The 19,010-nt window shown below is 58.0% G+C and carries 18 protein-coding genes; 14 read left to right on the forward strand and 4 right to left on the reverse strand.

Annotated features, from left to right (window positions below; all coding sequences use genetic code 11):
* The first annotated feature begins 108 nt into the window (after positions 1-108).
* From LC334_RS00915 to LC334_RS00930, 4 genes are all read left to right on the forward strand, one after another.
* Positions 109-1,296, forward strand: coding sequence for a tyrosine-type recombinase/integrase (locus LC334_RS00915; RefSeq protein WP_176237588.1), 1,188 nt, complete (start codon positions 109-111; stop codon positions 1,294-1,296).
* A 59-nt stretch (positions 1,297-1,355) separates the two neighbouring features.
* Positions 1,356-1,901, forward strand: a complete 546-nt coding sequence (locus tag LC334_RS00920; protein ID WP_139836252.1) for a hypothetical protein — start codon at positions 1,356-1,358, stop codon at positions 1,899-1,901.
* Between the two features lie 9 nt (positions 1,902-1,910).
* Positions 1,911-2,249 (forward strand): hypothetical protein, encoded by a 339-nt coding sequence (locus LC334_RS00925; protein WP_139836253.1) that lies wholly within the window; start codon positions 1,911-1,913, stop codon positions 2,247-2,249.
* A 484-nt stretch (positions 2,250-2,733) separates the two neighbouring features.
* Positions 2,734-2,949 (forward strand): hypothetical protein, encoded by a 216-nt coding sequence (locus LC334_RS00930; protein WP_223412834.1) that lies wholly within the window; start codon positions 2,734-2,736, stop codon positions 2,947-2,949.
* A 394-nt stretch (positions 2,950-3,343) separates the two neighbouring features.
* Here LC334_RS00930 and msrB read toward each other — a convergent pair whose 3' ends face one another.
* Both msrB and LC334_RS00940 read right to left on the reverse strand, forming a co-directional pair.
* A complete protein-coding gene (gene msrB, locus LC334_RS00935) occupies positions 3,344-3,814 on the reverse strand; it encodes a peptide-methionine (R)-S-oxide reductase MsrB (protein ID WP_085798357.1) in 471 nt (156 codons plus the stop codon).
* Between the two features lie 19 nt (positions 3,815-3,833).
* A complete protein-coding gene (locus tag LC334_RS00940) occupies positions 3,834-4,040 on the reverse strand; it encodes a hypothetical protein (RefSeq protein ID WP_223412835.1) in 207 nt (68 codons plus the stop codon).
* A 153-nt stretch (positions 4,041-4,193) separates the two neighbouring features.
* Here LC334_RS00940 and cobS point away from each other — a divergent pair, with 153 nt between their 5' ends.
* The 3 genes from cobS to cobT are packed head-to-tail and all read left to right on the forward strand — an operon-like array spanning position 4,194 to position 7,789.
* Positions 4,194-5,180, forward strand: a complete 987-nt coding sequence (gene cobS / locus LC334_RS00945) for a cobaltochelatase subunit CobS (protein WP_085798359.1) — start codon at positions 4,194-4,196, stop codon at positions 5,178-5,180.
* A 33-nt stretch (positions 5,181-5,213) separates the two neighbouring features.
* A complete protein-coding gene (locus tag LC334_RS00950; RefSeq protein WP_085798360.1) occupies positions 5,214-5,915 on the forward strand; it encodes an aspartate/glutamate racemase family protein in 702 nt (233 codons plus the stop codon).
* On the forward strand, positions 5,912-7,789 hold the full coding sequence (cobT, locus tag LC334_RS00955) for a cobaltochelatase subunit CobT (protein WP_085798361.1): 1,878 nt from the start codon (positions 5,912-5,914) through the stop codon (positions 7,787-7,789). The genes LC334_RS00950 and cobT overlap by 4 nt, the downstream gene beginning before the upstream one ends.
* Before the next feature lie 8 nt (positions 7,790-7,797).
* Here cobT and LC334_RS00960 read toward each other — a convergent pair whose 3' ends face one another.
* Positions 7,798-8,451, reverse strand: coding sequence for a TetR family transcriptional regulator C-terminal domain-containing protein (locus LC334_RS00960; RefSeq protein WP_176237589.1), 654 nt, complete (start codon positions 8,449-8,451; stop codon positions 7,798-7,800).
* Between the two features lie 141 nt (positions 8,452-8,592).
* Here LC334_RS00960 and LC334_RS00965 point away from each other — a divergent pair, with 141 nt between their 5' ends.
* The 7 genes from LC334_RS00965 to LC334_RS00995 all read left to right on the forward strand — a co-directional run bounded on the left by LC334_RS00965 (position 8,593) and on the right by LC334_RS00995 (position 17,189).
* Positions 8,593-9,444, forward strand: coding sequence for an ABC transporter permease (locus tag LC334_RS00965; RefSeq protein ID WP_085798363.1), 852 nt, complete (start codon positions 8,593-8,595; stop codon positions 9,442-9,444).
* A complete protein-coding gene (locus LC334_RS00970) occupies positions 9,441-10,226 on the forward strand; it encodes an ABC transporter permease (protein WP_085798364.1) in 786 nt (261 codons plus the stop codon). Before LC334_RS00965 ends, LC334_RS00970 begins: the two co-directional genes overlap by 4 nt.
* A 10-nt stretch (positions 10,227-10,236) precedes the next feature.
* Positions 10,237-11,343, forward strand: coding sequence for an ABC transporter ATP-binding protein (locus LC334_RS00975; protein WP_085798365.1), 1,107 nt, complete (start codon positions 10,237-10,239; stop codon positions 11,341-11,343).
* Positions 11,344-11,356: 13 nt separating this feature from the next.
* Entirely contained in the window at positions 11,357-12,415 is a 1,059-nt protein-coding gene (locus LC334_RS00980; RefSeq protein WP_085798366.1) for an ABC transporter substrate-binding protein, read from the forward strand.
* Positions 12,416-12,479: 64 nt separating this feature from the next.
* Positions 12,480-14,549, forward strand: coding sequence for an FAD-dependent oxidoreductase (locus LC334_RS00985; RefSeq protein WP_085798367.1), 2,070 nt, complete (start codon positions 12,480-12,482; stop codon positions 14,547-14,549).
* Positions 14,546-15,757 (forward strand): aromatic ring-hydroxylating oxygenase subunit alpha, encoded by a 1,212-nt coding sequence (locus LC334_RS00990; RefSeq protein WP_085798368.1) that lies wholly within the window; start codon positions 14,546-14,548, stop codon positions 15,755-15,757. The genes LC334_RS00985 and LC334_RS00990 overlap by 4 nt, the downstream gene beginning before the upstream one ends.
* A 55-nt stretch (positions 15,758-15,812) precedes the next feature.
* Positions 15,813-17,189 carry an aminotransferase gene (locus LC334_RS00995; protein ID WP_085798369.1) on the forward strand — a complete coding sequence of 459 codons (1,377 nt, stop codon included), beginning with the start codon at positions 15,813-15,815 and terminating at the stop codon, positions 17,187-17,189.
* A 118-nt stretch (positions 17,190-17,307) separates the two neighbouring features.
* Here the strand turns inward: LC334_RS00995 and LC334_RS01000 are convergent, their stop codons facing one another.
* Positions 17,308-18,996 (reverse strand): chloride channel protein, encoded by a 1,689-nt coding sequence (locus LC334_RS01000; RefSeq protein WP_085798761.1) that lies wholly within the window; start codon positions 18,994-18,996, stop codon positions 17,308-17,310.
* Positions 18,997-19,010 lie beyond the last annotated feature (14 nt).

The following is a 19,010-nucleotide window of genomic DNA, read 5'->3' on the forward strand; positions in this document are numbered from 1 at the left end:
TCGTGCTTCCGGTTGTCCGATGGAGTTTTCCACGGTCCAACCAAATGCCTCCGCTTTGGGGGCATAATTGGGGACATTGTTGGATTAGCTGTTTGTAGGATGCCCCCAATGCCATTGAATGATGCGAAACTTAGAAACCTCAAACCCAAAGCAAAGACCGACAAGGTCAGCGACTCTGGCGGGCTATATATTGAAGTGACGCCAACGGGTTCGCGCCTGTGGCGTTTGAAGTATCGCTTCGAAGGGCGTGAAAAGAGGCTTTCTTTTGGCCCCTACCCTGCTGTTCTGCTTGCCGATGCGAGAGAAGCGCGTGACAAAGCAAAAGCGATGCTTGCCAAAGAGATTGATCCCGGAGCAGCAAAGCAAGCTGAGAAACAGGCGCGCCGTGCGATTGCAGAGCACATATTCGAGAAACTGGCTGACGGCTTTCCTGAAAAAGGACGGCAGGAAGGGCGCGCCAAAGCAACGCAAACGAAAAACGCTTGGCTCTTGGACATGGCCAAGGCGGATTTTGGAAACGTAGCGATCATCGAAATAAGGCCGCCAATGATCTTGGACTGCTTGCGCAAGGTTGAAGCAAAGGGAAATTACGAGACAGCGCAAAGGTTACGTGCGAAGATTAGCGCTGTGTTTCGGTTTGCAGTTGCTAGTGGTGTGGCCGAGTTTGATCCGGCGCAAGCTTTGCGTGATGCTCTGATCCGCCCGAAGCCGAAATCCCGCGCCGCAATCATCGAAAAAACAGCGCTGGGCGCATTGCTCCGCGCCATTGACGGATTCGAAGGCCAAGTCACGACGCGAATTGCTTTGCAATTGCAGGCCCTCTTGGCCCAGCGCCCCGGTGAGTTGCGCCGTGCGGAATGGACCGAAATTGATTTTGGCAATGCCGTTTGGACAATCCCTGCCGACCGCATGAAGATGCGTCTCCCGCACAGCGTTCCGTTACCTAAGCAGGCGTTGGCGTTTTTGGATGATCTGCGCCGTATCAACTGCAATGGTAGCTTTCTGTTTCCAAGTCTTCGCTCGTTTCACCGGCCAATGAGCGAAAACACCCAGAACGCCGCTCTGCGCCGATTGGGGTATTCCGACGAAGAAATGACGGCACACGGGTTTCGTGCGACCTTTTCCACCTTAGCGAATGAAAGCAATCTATGGCACCCCGATGCAATTGAGCGCGCCTTGGCCCATGTCGAAAGCAATCAAGTGCGCAAAGCTTACGACAGAGGTACGCACTGGGAAGAAAGAGTGAAATTGGCCGACTGGTGGGCTAGATTCTTGGCTAAAGCCCGTGCAAGTTAATATCCCGCCGTCACCCAATTTCATGAGGCCCTGACATTTCAAAACAAGTCATTGTTTCCTTGATCTACAAAGCATCAGTTGATCCTATGCACAGCTGGATCAGCCCGGATGAACCGCCGATGCTAGGTGAAGAATACCTTGAAAGCTTACATCGCATTAAAACGCGGCGAGATCACCTCTTGGAAAGCGTTCGCTCCGAACTGGATAATCACGATCTGGATTGGTTTCAGGGGAGATTTGGCCCATCCGGGAGGGAGTTGGAGGAAATTGCAGCGACGCAACAGGTAGCGTGGCAAAAAGAAGCCAAACGGCTTTCAGAGGGCATCTTTGTCTGGCATCAAGCTGGTTTGGGCCGCCGCTATCTCATAGCAGACTTTGACTATTGGGAGCGCATACCAATCTTTGAGCTTGAGGAAATCACGCAGCTGTCGGTCGGCGTCGAACCCCACAAAGTTTTCAAGGAGCGGCTTGACCCTGAAAACATTGGGCATAAGAACAAAACTTCAGCAGATAATTTCATTTGGCGGCGCCATAAACTGGTGAAGCGTACATTCTCACCGCACAACCGACGCGCAAGGACATTTGCACGTGATTTAGCGGCTTAGGCGACATCCGTGAATTTGGATGCTCATCAAGGGTTTCTGCGAATGCTGGACCGAATTGCACAACGTGATTCAGGCGAAACACCTCAATCAAACGATATTCCGAAGGATGATGGCAAAGTTTCTGACAAGTCACTGGAAGGCCGTGAAATCGCTTCCATGTCAAAACTTCTGACGGCCATCGCGATCACCGAATACGGATATGATACGCAGAATCGACGCAGCCCAATCCCACGCGAGATACAAGAACTCGCAGATTTGTTGGGGCTTTCCTTATCCCAAGACACGATTCGGAAATACCTCAAAACGGGCGCTAAGTACCTCCTCAGGGACTGGAAGCCGGATAGCTAGTTATTCGTTTAACGAATAAAAATACAAAGCCGTATGAATTCTTATACTTGCCGCTATTCGATTGGGTGAATTCCAATTCGCCCACCAAAGAACACATCGCTGTCAAACCTCATACCACAACAACGAACGAGGTTACATCGTGTCAGATCAAAAAAGGTTTCCCGAGACTGGACTTATCCGTCTGTCTCACATTCTCGCACCTACTGGCCCCATTCCAGTCTCAAAATCTACTTGGTGGCAAGGTGTGAAAGACGGACGCTTTCCTAAGCCCCAGAAGTTGGGGCCGTGAACGACGGTTTGGAAGGTCGAAGACATCCGCGTATTATTCGAGGGGAATGAAGATGCCTATACCGTCGGGAAAACAAGTGGCTTACCCGCGTCAACACGACAGTTGATCCTGGATCGCTGTTTCTCGGGACAGCTTCCGCCAGTCGATGGTATTTCAACGCTTCGAATGTGGGGCGAACCAAAGTCTGCCTTGAGGTTGAGAAAAATCGCCTACCACCTTGCCGGTTTAGCTAAAAACTTCAAAAAGATGCAGTCGCGCGGCTATGAGGGTGCGATTTCGGATTGGGAAGACGATCTGAAGTACATGCATGACAAATACTACATTCGTCATTTTGGGTTCGGTTGGCCAGGTCGTGGTCACTGGGCGTCGTACCTTGCGGGCCATTGTACAGCACGCGGCGGCACCTCCTAGTTGACACCATTCTGTCCTCACTGCCGAGTTTCTGGTTGCGGAACATAGAAAGGCAGCCGTGCCTGAGACGGTGCAAGCGCCAATTCAAAAAGAAAGTTCCCCTTCTCCAGCTCCATCTCATGCAGGGCAGTTTTTCCCGCTGCCATCCTCCTGGGTTCCGCTTTGGACATGCTCATCGAAACACTTGTTTTCTACCGATACCAAATACCCCTATTTTTGGGACACAACTGGGAGCAATCCATAAAGAAATACCCGATGGAAAGAACAACCGCGAACATCGCACCCGGTATGTTGGGTGCGAAGTCGCATTATTCTTCATCTGGTTCTACGCACATCCGAGCGCAACGCTTTTCTAACCAGCCTTTCGGAACCGGAGAACACAAGCACCAGACGTTCAGGCTGCCACGAAAGTCAGAGAAACGCCATTCAGACAGTGACGCTTGCCGGTGGGCGCCGGGCCATCATCGAAGATATGTCCCAGATGGCTTCCGCAGCGGCTGCAATGGCATTCGGTGCGCACCGAAAACAGCTTGCGGTCTTCCTTAGTGCCGATGGCGTTCGGCAGCGCCTGATAAAAGCTCGGCCAGCCAGTGCCGCTGTCGTATTTATGCTTCGACGAATACAGGGCCTGATCGCAGCCGCGGCAATGATACGTGCCAGTATCATAGAGTTTATCAAGCGGCGAGCTGCCCGCCCTTTCCGTGCCCTCTTCGCGCATGACCTTGTACTGCAAGTCAGTCAGCATGGCGCGCCATTCGGCATCGCTGTAGCTGACCTCGAACGAGCCAGCGGCATTGGTGCGCAGCCCCAGCGCGATGGCCGTGCCCGTGGTCAACACGGAGGTGATGAAGTGACGTCGGTGCATGATGATGCTCCCATTTTGTTTACTGGAATGTGAGGGCAAACGGGTTATGGCGCAACAAACGCTCCTGCAAGATCGCGTGAGAAACGTTACAAATCGCGAAGAGAACGGTGCCAAGACCTTCAACATCAATCCTCTTTTCCAACTCAATCCCTTTGCCATCGCATAAGGCACGGATGCGGCGCCCGGAAAGTTTCAACCCATCCAAGCGATCCACCGCACCAGACATCTGGCCAGCTGATTGCCTCGCAACTGGCTCTACCTGCATGCGGCGCGACACCCCATGATTTTGACACGAACCGATCGCCCTTCCCCTTGCCCTTAGCCGTGAATTCAGGCACGACGGGCGCGATATGACAGACCCGATTGAAGGACCCCGCCAATGGCTGACGGAACGATTGACATGAATGCCAAACCGACTGAAGAGATTTCGGTTCGCGAAGTGTTCGGCATCGACACGGATATGGTGGTCAAAGGTTTCGCCGAGAAGACCGACCGGGTGCCGGATTTCGACAGCACCTACAAGTTCGATCCCGATACGACGCTGGCGATCCTGGCTGGGTTTTCCCATAACCGACGAGTGATGATCCAGGGCTATCACGGCACCGGCAAGTCGACCCATATCGAGCAGGTCGCCGCGCGACTGAACTGGCCCGCGGTGCGCGTGAACCTCGACAGCCATATCAGCCGGATCGACCTCATCGGAAAGGATGCGATCAAGCTGCGTGACGGCAAGCAGGTGACCGAGTTTCACGAGGGCATTCTGCCCTGGGCGCTGCGCAACCCCGTCGCCATCGTCTTTGACGAATATGATGCGGGCCGGGCGGACGTAATGTTCGTGATCCAGCGCGTCTTGGAGCATGACGGCAAATTGACACTTCTTGATCAGAATGAGATTATCACGCCGAACCCGAATTTCCGCCTGTTTGCGACCTCGAATACAGTCGGTTTGGGCGACACCACCGGGCTTTATCACGGGGTTCAGCAGATCAACCAGGCGCAGATGGACCGCTGGTCAATGGTCGCCACGCTGAACTACCTCAGCCATGACGCGGAAACCGCCATCGTGATCGCGAAAAACCCCCTTTTCAACAACGAAAAGGGCCGCAAGACGATCTCCCAGATGGTGACCGTTGCAGACCTGACCCGCACGGCATTCATGAATGGTGAGCTTTCCACGGTGATGAGCCCCCGGACGGTGATCAACTGGGCGCAGAACACCCATATTTTCCGCAACGTGGGCTATGCCTTCCGCCTCACCTTCCTCAACAAATGCGACGAGCTGGAACGCCAGACCGTGGCCGAATTCTATCAGCGCTGCTTTGACGAGGAATTGCCGGAAAGCGCGGCGAGCATGAGCCTGGGATAACGGGCACGCTCGCCCTATCTCGCGAGGTAAGGCATGCATATTGGACTGATCGGCGGTATCGGCGTGGCGGCGACGGTGGTGTATTACCAGCGGTTGGCGGCGGCCGTCTCGGCAAAGGGTCAAAAGCTCGACCTGACCATCGTGCAGGCGGATGCGCCGACGCTGGTGAAAAACAATCGCGAGGATAATCGCGCAGCGCAGGCAGAAATCTATGCCATACTAATTGACCGGCTGAAGGCAGCGGGCGCTGACTGTGCAGCAATCACCTCACTGGGCGGGCATTTCTGCTACGATGAGACAGTGGCACTCTCGTCACTGCCTCTGGTCTCGGGCGTTACCCCTCTCGACAGCTATTTCGCCGGTCAGGGCCTCAGGCGTGTGGGCCTTCTGGGCACGCGGGTGGTGATGGCAACCAAGCTTTACGGGCAGCTCAGCCAGACCGATGCCGTGGCCATCGAGGATAAGCTGGACGAGCTGGGGCAGCGTTACATTGACATGGCATTGGCAGGTGCCGCCACGGATGCAGATCGCGACTATTTTCTGGATGCCGGACAGCGGTTGATCTGCGATCATGGCGCGGACGCGGTCGTGCTGGCCGGAACCGATCTCAACCTTGCCTTTGATGGGCAAAAAACCGACTATCGCGTGATCGACGCGCTTGAGGTGCATGTGGACCTACTGGCGCGCCTTGCCTGCGACGAAATTGGTCTGGACGAGTTGGAGACCGCTGGATGAAAAAGCCCAACGACAACCCCGCCGACCCGTTCAAGAAGGCGTTGGCCGAAGCAACCAAAGTGATGGCCGACGACTCTGAACTGTCAGTGACCTATTCGGTCGATCCGGCGGGTGTCAGTGGTGACGCGATGCGGCTGCCGCAGGTGTCGCGCCGGATGACCCGCGAAGAGGTGCTGTTGGCCCGCGGCACGGCAGACGCTCTGGCGCTGCGACACAAGTATCACGATGCCGCCATCAGCGCCCGCTACAACCCACAGGGCCAGATGGCGCAGGAACTCTACGACGCGATGGAGACCGCCCGCTGCGAGGCCGTGGGCGCCCGTGTGATGCCCGGCACCGCCAGCAATATCGACAGTAAGATCGAGGCCGAGGCGCTGCGTCTGGGCTATGATCAGGTCAGCGAGGCCGCACAGGTGCCCCTGCCCACCGCTGCCGGATACCTGATCCGCCATCTGGCCACCGGGCGCGATCTGCCGCCCGCGGCGCAGAACGTGATGGAGCTGTGGCAAGGGTTTATCGAGCAGGAGGCCGGCGGCACGCTGGAAAACCTGCAGGACATCCTGGCCGACCAGACCCAGTTCGCCAAGTTCGCCCGCCAGATCATCGAGGATCTGGGCTATGGCGATCAGCTTGGCGACGACCCGGACAATCTGGATGATGATGACGAGGAAGAAGCCGAAGACAGCGGTGAAGAGCAGGAAGAACCCGATAGCACCGGCGAGGATGACGGGGACGAGGATCAGGCCGATGCCGACCCCGAGCAGTCTCAGGACGATCAGCAGGACCAGTCTCAGGCGCAGGTCAGCATGGACGACATGGCTGATCAGGAAATGGGCGATGAGACCGAATTGCCCGAGGGCGAAGCCCCGCTTGAACCTCCTGCCCCACAGCCGATTTCCGACGCCGATCCGGAATATTCCGTCTACTCCACCGAGTTCGACGAGGAGATCAACGCCGAGGATCTGGCCGAACCGGTCGAACTGGAGCGGCTACGCGCTTATCTCGACCAGCAGCTTGAACCGCTGAAAGGCGCGGTTAGCCGTCTGGCCAACAAGTTGCAACGCCGGTTGCAGGCACAACAGAACCGCGCGTGGGAGTTTGACCTTGAGGAAGGCACGCTTGACGCCGGGCGTCTGGCCCGCGTGGTCGCCAACCCGACAACACCGCTGAGCTTCAAGGTCGAAAAAGATACTGAGTTTCAGGATACCATGGTGACGCTGCTTCTGGACAATTCCGGCTCGATGCGCGGGCGGCCCATTTCAATCGCCGCGATCTGTGCCGACGTTCTGGCGCGTACGCTGGAGCGTTGCAACGTCAAGGTCGAGGTTCTGGGCTTCACCACCCGCGCCTGGAAAGGCGGGCAAAGCCGTGAGAACTGGCTTGGCGAGGGTCGGCCGCAACTACCCGGGCGGCTCAACGACCTGCGCCATATCGTCTATAAATCGGCGGATGCGCCGATGCGCCGGACCCGGCAGAATCTGGGCTTGATGATGAAAGAGGGCCTGCTGAAGGAAAATATCGACGGTGAGGCACTGGAATGGGCGCATCGGCGAATGGTGATGCGGCGCGAGACGCGTAAAATTCTGATGGTGATTTCCGATGGCGCGCCGGTGGATGATTCAACGCTGTCGGTCAACCCGGCGAACTACCTGGAAAAACACCTGCGCGATGTGATTGCGATGGTCGAAAAGCGCCGTCAGGTGGAGCTTTTGGCCATTGGTATCGGCCATGACGTGACGCGGTATTATAACCGCGCGGTCACCATTACCGACGTGGACCAGTTGGCGGGCGCCATGACCGAACAGCTGGCGGCGCTCTTCGACAGCGACCCGAGGGCGCGTGCCCGGGTGATGGGCATGAGAAAAGCGAGCTAAAATCGGTTTCACCGGAAATGGCGCGGAAAAAGCCCCGAGATGAAGCGGCGAATGATTGAAACAGCCGCCTCGCGCGAGAACGCATGCGGATTTGACAGATAGTCAACCCACATGCCCTCGAGTAGCACGATCAGGCCGAATGTCGCGTCACGAGCCAAGACCGGGTCATCCTTTTCGTCGTAATCGCGGGCGATGTCCCGAAAGGCAGAGCGGATCGTGTCACGGAGCCGTTTATCACGGGTGCTACTGTAAAGTGCGATCCCGTCATTCGCATGTGCAGCACCGCGGAACGCATGCCAGATCCTTGTCGAACGCTCGTTCATCAGGGCCTCGCCCAAATCGGCCCGGATCACTGCCATGATAATGGCTTCCGGGTCACCTGCAGCGTCCTGAATGCCACGCTCAAGCTCCTCGAAATACTCTTCGCCAAAGGATTGAGCCGCCGCGACAAGCAACTGGTTCTTGCCCCCGAAATGCAAGTGAATCATGCCGCGTGACAGCTCGGCTCGTTCGATGATCTTGCTGACGGTCGTATCGGTAATGCCGATCTCGGCAATCGTATCAAGGGTGGCTGCGATCAGGGCACGCCTGCTGTTTTCAGGATCACGCCGCGAGGTTTTCCGGGCGGCAGAGCCATTAATATCTGGGCTGGTGGACGTCAAATGCAGTGCCTCCAAGGGCGGCCAATCGCGGCCCATCTTCAGAAAGATTGACACAGGCCGGGACTCAGGGCAATACTTAATGGACGATCGTCCATTAAGTATGGAACATTCTGTCAGGGCGTTGGGAGGCGCACGACCGACATGAGAAGCGATGCAGCAAAAGGTCTGACGCTTAGCGCCCCGGCGACACTCTATGTCGGCTTTCTGGTGGCTGCTCCGTTGGCGATCCTGGTGGCCTATTCGCTATGGACGCAGACCTATGTGTCGGTCGATCGCACGCTGACGCTAGCCAACTACAAAGAAGCTTTCACGGATCCGCTGGTGCGGCACCTGATGATCCGGTCGGTGCTGATTGCCGGGGCGGTGACCATCGTGACAGTGGCCCTCGCCTATCCGATTGCGTATTTCATCGCGCTCAAAGCCGAGCGCAAGACGCTCTGGCTGCTGCTGATTACCATTCCATTCTGGTCAAGCTATCTGTTGCGAGTTTTTGCGTGGAAGTTGATCCTCGGGTTCAACGGGGTTCTGAATTCGGCCTTGCTGGGCGTTGGTATGATAAGCGAGCCACTGACCTTTCTGCTCTATAACGAATTTGCCGTTGTGCTGACACTGGCCCATGCCTGGGCGCCGTTTGCGATTCTGCCGATCTATGTCTCGTTGCAGAAGATCGACCCGAGCCTGCTTGAGGCCGCCACAGACCTTGGCAACAGCGCGGTGCAGCGTTTCCTGCGCGTGACCCTGCCGCTGACGATACCGGGCATCATCGCGGCCTGTCTGATCATCTTTATCCCGACGGTTGGGGATTATGTGACGCCCTCGCTGGTGGGCGGATCGGATGGCAAGATGATTGCCAATCTCATTCAGGTGCAGTTCGGGGCCGCCAACAATTGGCCATTGGGAGCAACACTATCCTTGCTGGCGATGATGTCGGTCGGCTTCGTTGCGATCCTTTTTGTCCTCTCGGCCTCCGGATTGGGGAGGCGCATCCGATGACCCGCCCTTCCGGACTTGCGCTGTATGCGTTCCTCTATCTGGTGTTTCTCTACCTGCCAGTGCTGTTCCTGCCGCTTTTCTCGTTCAACTCCGGCACCATCGTGGCCTTTCCGATCAAGGGCTGGACGTTGGAATGGTATCGCCAACTGGGCGGCCAGGAGACCTTGATACAGGCGTTGGTGAACAGCCTTCTGGTCGGGTTGGTTGCGGCACTGCTGGCCACGTCGATGGGGCTTTTCGCGGCGCGCGCCTATGTGCGCTACCGCTTCCGCGGCAAGGAGGCCTCGGAAGGGTTGGTGATGTTGCCGCTGGTGATCCCGGGCATCATCGTGGCATCCTCGATGCTGGTTTTGTTCATCTCGATCGGGATCAAGCCGTCGCTGACCGCGGTGATGCTGGGGCACACATTTCTGGCGCTGCCCTTCTCTGTGTCGATCATGAAATCGGCATTTGACGATTTCGATGCCTCGCTGGAAGAAGCGGCGTTCGATCTGGGCTCAGGCGTGGTCGAGACCTTCCGCCGGGTGACGCTTCCCATCGTGGCGCCGGGGATCGTCGCCAGCTTGCTGGTCACGTTTACGGTCAGTTTCGACGAATTCGTGCTGGCCTTCTTCCTGTCGGGCAACCAGCCCACCCTGCCCGTCTACATCTGGAGCCAGATCCGCTTTCCAGCCAAGCTGCCGAACACGCTGGCACTGGGGTCGTTGCTGTTGCTGGCCTCGGTCGCCCTGCTGGTTGTGGCTGAATATTTCCGACGCCGTTCGGCCAAGTCGACGATATGAGGCACCGCTTATGACCGAAAAAAACATCATCCGGCTGCAAGGTATCGAAAAACGCTTTGGCCAGTTCGTTGCGGTCTCGAACCTCGACCTGGACTTGCGCGAGGGTGAATTCTTTTCGCTCCTGGGACCATCCGGTTGCGGCAAGACCACTGCCCTGCGTATGATCGCCGGGTTTCAGGAACCCACTGCCGGCAAGGTGATCATCGACGGTCAGGACATGGAGGGAATCCCCGCCAACAAGCGCCCGACCAACATGGTGTTCCAGAGCTACGCGATTTTCCCGCATCTGAATGTCGGCAACAATGTCGCCTATGGCCTGCGCAATCGAGGGATATCGAAATCCGAAATCGACACCCGCGTCAGCGAGGCGCTGGAGATGGTCGAACTGGGCGGATTGCAATCACGCGGTGCCACCGAGCTATCGGGCGGGCAACGGCAGCGGGTCGCCCTGGCCCGGGCACTGGTGATGCGGCCCAAGGTGCTGTTGCTGGATGAACCCTTGTCGGCGCTCGACAAGAAACTGCGCGAGCAGATGCAATTCGAGATGCGGCACCTGCAACAGGAACTGGGCATTACTTTCGTCATGGTGACCCATGACCAGTATGAGGCCATGACCATGTCGGACCGCATCGGCGTGATGTTCGAAGGGCGTCTGGTACAGGTCGACGCGCCGCCCACGCTTTATGCCAAACCCTGCAATCGCGAGATTGCCAGTTTCATCGGTGAGATGAATTTCCTGCCCGCTGAACTGACCGCCGAAAAAGGCGATACGCTCACGATCTCGACGCCTTGTTTCTGCGCCATGACGATCGAGAAAAACCCTAATGTCGAACAGACCGGTCGCGCCATCGAGATCGGCATCCGGCCCGAACAGCTTGAGATTTCCGCGCAGGAACCCGACGGGTATGACGGCACGGTTCAGGGCACGGTCCGGGATGTCGCGTTCTATGGCGAAAACGTTCACTACCATGTGCAAGTCGATGGCGTGGCACGACCAATATCGGCCTCTGTGCCCAACTATTTTCACACCGTTGACTACCGGCCGGGCGACGCGGTCTGGCTCGGTGTGCAAAGCGCCTCGGTCATTGATCTGGGCCAAAACCAATCCAATACATAACAGGGAGAATATCATGAAACTTACCACAATCGGGGCACTGGCCCTTTCAACGGCACTTGGCGCCGGTACCGCGCTGGCCGATGGTGCCGCACTGACGGTGTTTGACTGGTCCGGCTACGAGGATCAGGGCTTTTTCGGGGCCTATATGGAAAAGCACGGTACTGCCCCCACCTACACGTTCTTCGGCAGCCAGGAAGAGGCGTTTACCAAGCTGCAGTCGGGCTTCGAGGCTGATCTGGCGCATCCCTGCTCGGATGCCGTGCGCAAATGGGTTGCCGCAGACCTGCTTCAACCGCTGGATTCGTCCAAGCTGAACAACTGGAATGCGATGCTGGCCGAGATCAAGGATGTGGATGGCATCGTGATCGACGGCAACGTTTACATGATGCCGTTTGAATGGGGCAATACCGGCCTGATCTATCGCACCGACAAGATTGCCGATGACCAGATTTCGCTGCAGCTGCTGGCCGATCCTGCCTATCAAGGCAAGATTTCCATTCCCGATGCGGCCTCAAGCGCCTATGCGCTGGCGTCGCTGGCAACCGGCAACGCGGCAGACTACACCAAGCTGAATGACGAACAGTTTCAGCAGGCATCAGATTACCTGCGCTCGATTCACCCCAACATCCGTTTCTACTGGTCTGATGCCGGGCAGATGGATCAGGCCATGGCCAGCGGCGAGTTGGAAATGGGCTGGGCCTGGAACCAGTCCGAACTGAACCTGATCTGGAACGAAACCCCGGCCAAGATGATGCGTGACGTGGACAAGGGCATCGCCACCTGGGTCTGCGGTTACGTGCATCTGAAATCCTCGACCACGCCGGTTGATCAGATCTACGATCATCTCAACGCGCTGTCGGACGCCGCCAGCGGTCAGTACATCATCGAAAACTGGGGCTATCCTCACGCCAACGCCAAGGCCTACGAGATTTCCGATCAGGATCTGATTACGCAATATGGTTTTGACGATCCCAAGGCCTTCTTCGAAGGCAGCCTGTTCTTCGACGCGGTTGATCCGGCGCTGGAAGCCAAGATGCTGAAAGAGTTTGAGCGGATCAAGGCTGGATTCTGATCCTGTAACCCCTGTCCCGGGTGCCTAACCGGCTTCCGGACGTATATCATGAAAAGGCGTGCTCATGTCCGAGGCGACCCCCTATTCTGTGCTTTTCGAACCGGTCAGGATTGGCCCGGTCACAGCGCGGAACCGCTTTTACCAAGTGCCCCATTGCAACGGCATGGGTCATATCCGACCCCGTGCCGAGGCCGCCATGCGCGGGATCAAGGCCGAGGGCGGTTGGGCGGTCGTCAGCACGCAAGAAACCGAGATTCACCCGACCTCGGATCTGTCGCCCTATGCCGAAAACCGCATTTGGGACGCCCGCGACATGCCCGCCTTACGGCTGATGACCGATGCCATCCACAACAAGGGATCGCTGGCCGCGATCGAACTGGCGCATAACGGCAATCACGCGATGAACCATACAACCCGTGCGCCGATTTTTGCGCCGTCGGACATGTCGGTGGATTTTTCGCATCCCCGCCAGGCCCGCGCGATGGACAAATCCGACATCCGAAACCTGCGCCGCTGGCATCGCGACGCGGCGCTCCGGGCGCGGGACGCCGGGTTTGACATCATCTATGTCTATGCCGGGCATCACATGACGCTGGCGCACCATTTTTTGCAGCCACATATGAACCAGCGCAGCGACGAATACGGCGGCAGCCTGGAAAACCGGGTGCGCCTGACGCGAGAACTGCTGGAGGAAACCCGCGAAGCGGTGGGCGATACCTGCGGCGTTGCGTTCCGCTTTGCCGTCGATGATATGCTGGGATCGGACGGGATGCAGGCAGCCGAGGAAGGCCGCGCCGTGATTGAGATGCTGGCCGAACTGCCCGATATCTGGGACGTGAATGTAGCCGGATGGGACAATGATTCCGCCACGACACGGTTTCAGCCGCAGGACGGCTATCAGAACGACTATATCGGCTTCGTCAAATCCGTGACGAGCAAACCGGTGGTGGGTGTCGGGCGGATCACCTCGCCCGATATGATGGTCTCGATGATCCGCAAGGGGGTTGTCGACATGATCGGCGCCGCGCGCCCGTCGATTGCCGATCCCTTCCTGCCGGTGAAGATCGAAGAGGGCCGGATTGACGAGATCCGCGAATGCATCGGCTGCAATATCTGCGTCATGGCCGACAATATCGGCGCGCCCATCCGCTGCACACAAAACCCCACTATGGGCGAGGAGTGGCGGCGGGGCTGGCATCCCGAGAAGATCGCGCCCAAAGCAAATGAAACCGAAGCACTTGTGATCGGTGCCGGGCCCGCCGGACTGGAATGTGCCATGCAGCTGGCGCGCCGCGGCTATCAAGTGACATTGGCTGAGGCCGGGGAAGAGCCCGGCGGTCGGGCGCTGCGCGAAAGCCGCCTGCCCGGGCTGGGCGCGTGGATCAGGGTCGCGGATTACCGATTGCACGACCTGCGTCAGCGCGGAAATGTGCAGATATTCACCCAAAGCCATCTGGGTCCGGATGAGGTGTTGGAGCTGGGTATTCCAAATGTCTTTATTGCTACAGGCGCGCAGTGGCGGCGCGATGGCGTCGGAACAAACACACAGCGTCAACCGCCGACAATTGATGCCGATGCGACGATCCTGACACCGGACGACATCATGGCAGGCCAAACGACGCCCGACGGGCCGGTGGCCATCTATGACGACGATCACGCCTATATCGCCGGGGTGCTGGCGGAAAAACTGGCGCAGGACGGGCACCGCGTCGTCTTTGTCACGCCGGAAAGCCTGGTGTCGATCTTTACTACTCACACGCTGGAGCAGCATCGTATTCAGACGCGCCTGCTGGAGCTTGGGGTTGAGATCATCTGCAACCATACGCTGGCGGGCGTTCAGCCGGGCGGTTTGCAGATCACGTGCGGGTTTACCAGCAAGGCAAGTGACATCGCGTGCAACTCCGCCCTGCTGGTCACCGAACGCCTACGCAACACCGCCCTTTATGACGCTCTTAAGGACATGGGATTGAAAACGCTGGAGCTAATCGGCGATGCCGCCGGACCAGCGTTAATAGCCGACGCGGTTTACACCGGGCACATGGCCGCCCGTAACTTCGAACGCTCCGCGGTCGAGGTAGAAAAGGACTGGTTCCGCCGCGAAATCGTCTCTCTCACAGATGGAGCCACGGGATGACACCGCTTTCCGATAAACTGGGTGACCTCTTTGCGCAGCACCAGCCAGGTTATGCGCTACCGCGCGAGTTCTACACCTCGCAGATGATCTATGACCATGACATCGCCGCCGTGTGGAACCGCAACTGGATCTGGGTCGGTCACGAAACCCAGATCCCTGATCCCGGTGACTACTTCCTATTCGATTACGGGCCGGAATCGCTGATCATCGTGCGCGACCGCGAGGGCGATATTCGCGCGCATCTCAACGTTTGCCGTCACCGCGGCTCGCGCGTCTGCACCGAATCCTCCGGTAAGGCCCGGGTTTTTGTCTGCCCCTATCATGCCTGGACTTATGAACTGTCCGGCGCCCTGCGAGCCGGGCGCGAGATGGGGGCTGATTTCGACCCGGCTGACTGGGGCTTGCGGCAGGCCCAGGTGCGTCTGTTTCAGGGCATGATCCTTGTCTGCCCCAGTGCCGATGCGCCGCCCATTGACGACGCTCTCGCGCAGCTTGCCCCGCTGACCGCACCGTTTGGTTTTGAAAATCTGAAGGTGGTTCATACGGCGCATTACCCGGTGCCGGCAAACTGGAAGCTGGCGGTAGAAAACTATCTGGAATGCTATCACTGCGCGCCGGCCCATCAGGAATACGCCCGCTCGCACACGCTGAAATCCCCACTGCAGATGGAAGCACTGTTGCCCGCCATGCAAAAACGCGCCGCCGTGTCGGGGCTACCCACGACCGAGCTGAACCTGACCGGACCGGATGCCATCGCCCCCGGCACGGATGTCTATTACCGCCGCTATCCACTGTTCGATGGCTACAAAACCGGCAGTCAGAGTGGTGAACCGCTGGCCCCCCTTCTGGGCACTCTGACCGACTTTGACGGCGGTGCGACCGATGTCAGCCTGGGCATCCTTAACTACATGCTGGTCTATTCCGATCACCTTGTCGGCTATCGCTTTGTGCCGCGTTCGGTGCAGGAGACCGACATTCAGGTGGTCTGGATGGTGCGTAACGACGCCGAAGAGGGCCGCGACTATGATCCGGAGGCGCTGACATGGCTCTGGCACGTCACCTCGCAGGATGACGAGCGGATCATCCGGCACAATCAGGCAGGCGTGAATTCGCACTTCTTCCAACCTGGCCCTCTGGCCGAGATGGAGTGGGCTATTCATGACTTCTATAATTTTTACAGAGCCATGACGGGCCTCCCGGCCGCCTGACCCGTAAAGCGACAGGATCAGGCAACGGCCCATAAGTCTTTAAGGAAAGCTACAAATGACCCGATTGAATGATTTCGAAACCATACGGCAGTGGGACAACGCCAATTTCGTCCATCCCTGGGAAGGGATGGGCGAGATCGGCAACAATCGCCGTACCTTCACCGAAGCTGCGAGCGGGATTCATATTACCACCGAAACCGGCAAGCGCCTGATCGACGGACCGGCCGGAATGTGGTGCGTACAGGTTGGATACGGGAACACGGAAATCGCCGATGCCATGGCCGAACAGGCCCGAGACATGGCGTATTTTTCGCCCTTCAGTAACACAAATTCCGCACCCGCGCGCCTTGCCCACGAAGTTGCCCGTCGCACACCCGGCGATCTTAACCGCGTGTTTTTTACTACCGGCGGATCAACTGCCGTCGATACGGCCGTCAGGTTCGTTCAGTTCCGAAACAACGTGCTGGGAAAACCGGAAAAGAAAGTCATCATCTCGCGGCAGAAAGCCTATCACGGGTCCACCTATCTGGCCGCCAGCGTCAGCGGCAAAGAACGCGACAAGGGCTGGCTTGATCAGGCGCAAGAGCTTGCGTATTTCCTGCCGAACGTGAACTCGCATATCCGCCCCGACGGCATGAGTATCGCGGATTTCCTCGATGAAAAAATCGCCGATCTGGAAAACGCGATCCATGATATTGGCGCCAACAAGGTTGCCGCTTTCATTGCCGAGCCGCTTCTGGCGTCGGGCGGTGTGATCGTGCCGCCCGAGGGCTATCACAAGCGCTGTCTTGAGGTCTGTCGCAAGCATGACGTTCTCTACATCTCGGACGAGGTGGTCACCGGCTGGGGGCGTTTGGGTCACTGGTTCGCCTCGGAAGAGGTATTTGACATCGTGCCAGACATAATCACCACGGCGAAGGGGTTGACCTCGGGCTATGTGCCGATGGGGGCCTGCATCATCTCAGATGCACTGATCGACAGCATCTCGGGCGACAATTCCCAAGGTGCGACATTCTCGAACGGTTTTACCTATTCCGGCCATCCGGTATCTGCCGCAGCGGCGTTGAAGAACATCGAGATTTTCGAGCGTGATGGAATTTTGGACCATGTACGATCCGTCGCGCCACTGTTTCAGGAGCGGCTTGACGCTTTGCGCGACCACCCGATCGTAAGCGACACACGCGGCATGGGGCTGGTGGGCTGCGTTGAATGTTCGATCGACGGCAGTGTGAAAAATGGTCTTGAGCAAGACCGGGCCATTGGCGCGCGAATAGATCATCATTGCCAGGATATGGGCCTGCTGCTTCGGCCGCTTATCAACATGTGCGTATTCTCGCCACCGCTGATCATCTCGGAGGATCAGATCAACCAGATGTTTGATATCATGGAGAAAGGGATCGCGTTAGCCGCGGCGGAAATCCAAGCAGGTTAAGGTTTAGACAGTATCGAGCTCAGCTAATTGGCCCGAGCTTGCCGTTCGACTTTGTAGTCTGGAGTGGAATCCAGACCGCAGGCCGCCGAAAATCGTTTCCAGTTTTCTCACCATCGCTCTAACTATGTTCTTCCTCAGATACCGCTGCCAGCGCCCGGTTATAGGCCTTCAGGGCGTCGACATGAAAAAGCGCGCCCCATAGCTCTGGTGGCTGGTCTTCCCCGCCCAGCGTGACAACCGGGATGAAGCGTGCTCCGGAGCGGTCAAAGATCGGCATCGCCGCCTCAAGTGTCGCGTTACCGTCAATATAAACGCCATCCTCAATCATCTCCCAGCATTCTTCTTCCGGGGCGGCCTTGGGGTCGCCGGATTTACGCATCAATTTAGCAACACGGAACATGGCAAGCAAATAGGTCTGCGGACCAGCGGCAAGCCGGATCTTGCGGCGGTCGAGCTGCGTCAGGAAGAAAGAGCGCCGCACCAGCCGCGATCCTAACGCAGTAGACATCGACACGGCCACCATCACCGCAAGGCCGGTTTGCCAGTCCCCTGTCAGCTCAAAAACGATAAGCGTCGTGGAAATCGGCGCGCCCAGAACGGCGGCGGCCACCGCCCCCATCCCTGCCAGCGCGTAAAGCGTGTGCGACCCAGACACTTCGGGAAAGATCGCGGTTGCGATCCAGCCAAAGGCCAGCCCGGTCAGCGCCCCCACCATCAGCGATGGCGAAAAGATACCGCCCCCCATACGCCCGCCAAAGGTTACAGCAACGGCGACAACCTTGAGCACGGCAAACACGACCGCTTCGTGCAGCAGCAATTCACCGGACAGGGCGGCGGTGGTGGTCTCGTAGCCGACACCGATGATGTGCGGAAACCAAATCGCAAGCCCCCCTAGCAACGCCCCGGCAACCGCCGGGCGTAACCATCGCGGCAGATTGATGCGACGCTGGACATGGGTGGCAAAATCCTCTGCGAAGAAGACCGCATGCATCAGCGCCGTTGCCACCAACCCGCAGATCAGTCCGAGAATCAGAAAGGCGGGCAGTTCGACATAGAATTCCAGCATGCCGGATTGCAGCAAGTTAAACTCGGTGATGTCGCCAAATTCCAGCCGGTTGATCACCGTCCCCGCGACCGACGCAATCACGATGGGCGCAAAGGCGTGCAGCGCAAAATGCCGCAGCACCACCTCAAGCGCAAAAAGTGCGCCGGCGATCGGCGCGTTGAACGAGGCCGAAACCGCCGCAGCAACAGCACAGCCCAGAAGGTCCCGCCCGGTGATGCCATTGGCATTGATCCGATTGCTGACCCAGCTCGAGATGATCCCCGCCATATGCACCACCGGCCCCTCGCGTCCCGACGACCCGCCCATGCCCAGCGTGATGAGCGACGCCGCAACCGAGGCCAGCCCTGCCCTTTTCTCGACCCGGCCTTCGTTGAGCGCGGCGCCTTCGATCACGTCGGCAACCGATCGCGCCCGCGCATCGGGAGTGAAATGATGCAGGATCAGACCCACGGCCAGCCCGCCGATGATCGGCACAATCAGCACCCAGTACCATGGCAGCGTCGCGGCATAGCTATGGATACGGGCCATATCCTCGGCACCATAGGCCAGATATTGCAGCGCATTGATGGCCTTGCGAAAGAAAAGTGCGGCGAAACCGGCGGCAATTCCGATGATCAGCGCGATGATCCAGAACTGAAACTGGCTTGGCCCCCGGGTCAGCAGCACCTGCCAGACCTTGCGGGCGGACTGCGCCGCCGCGCGGCGCTTTTCCGCCCAGATCGACTTTTCGGGTTCCAACATTCGCCGTTTCTTTC

Source organism: Roseovarius aestuarii, assembly GCF_019966515.1.
GTDB classification, from domain to species: Bacteria; Pseudomonadota; Alphaproteobacteria; order Rhodobacterales; family Rhodobacteraceae; genus Roseovarius; species Roseovarius aestuarii.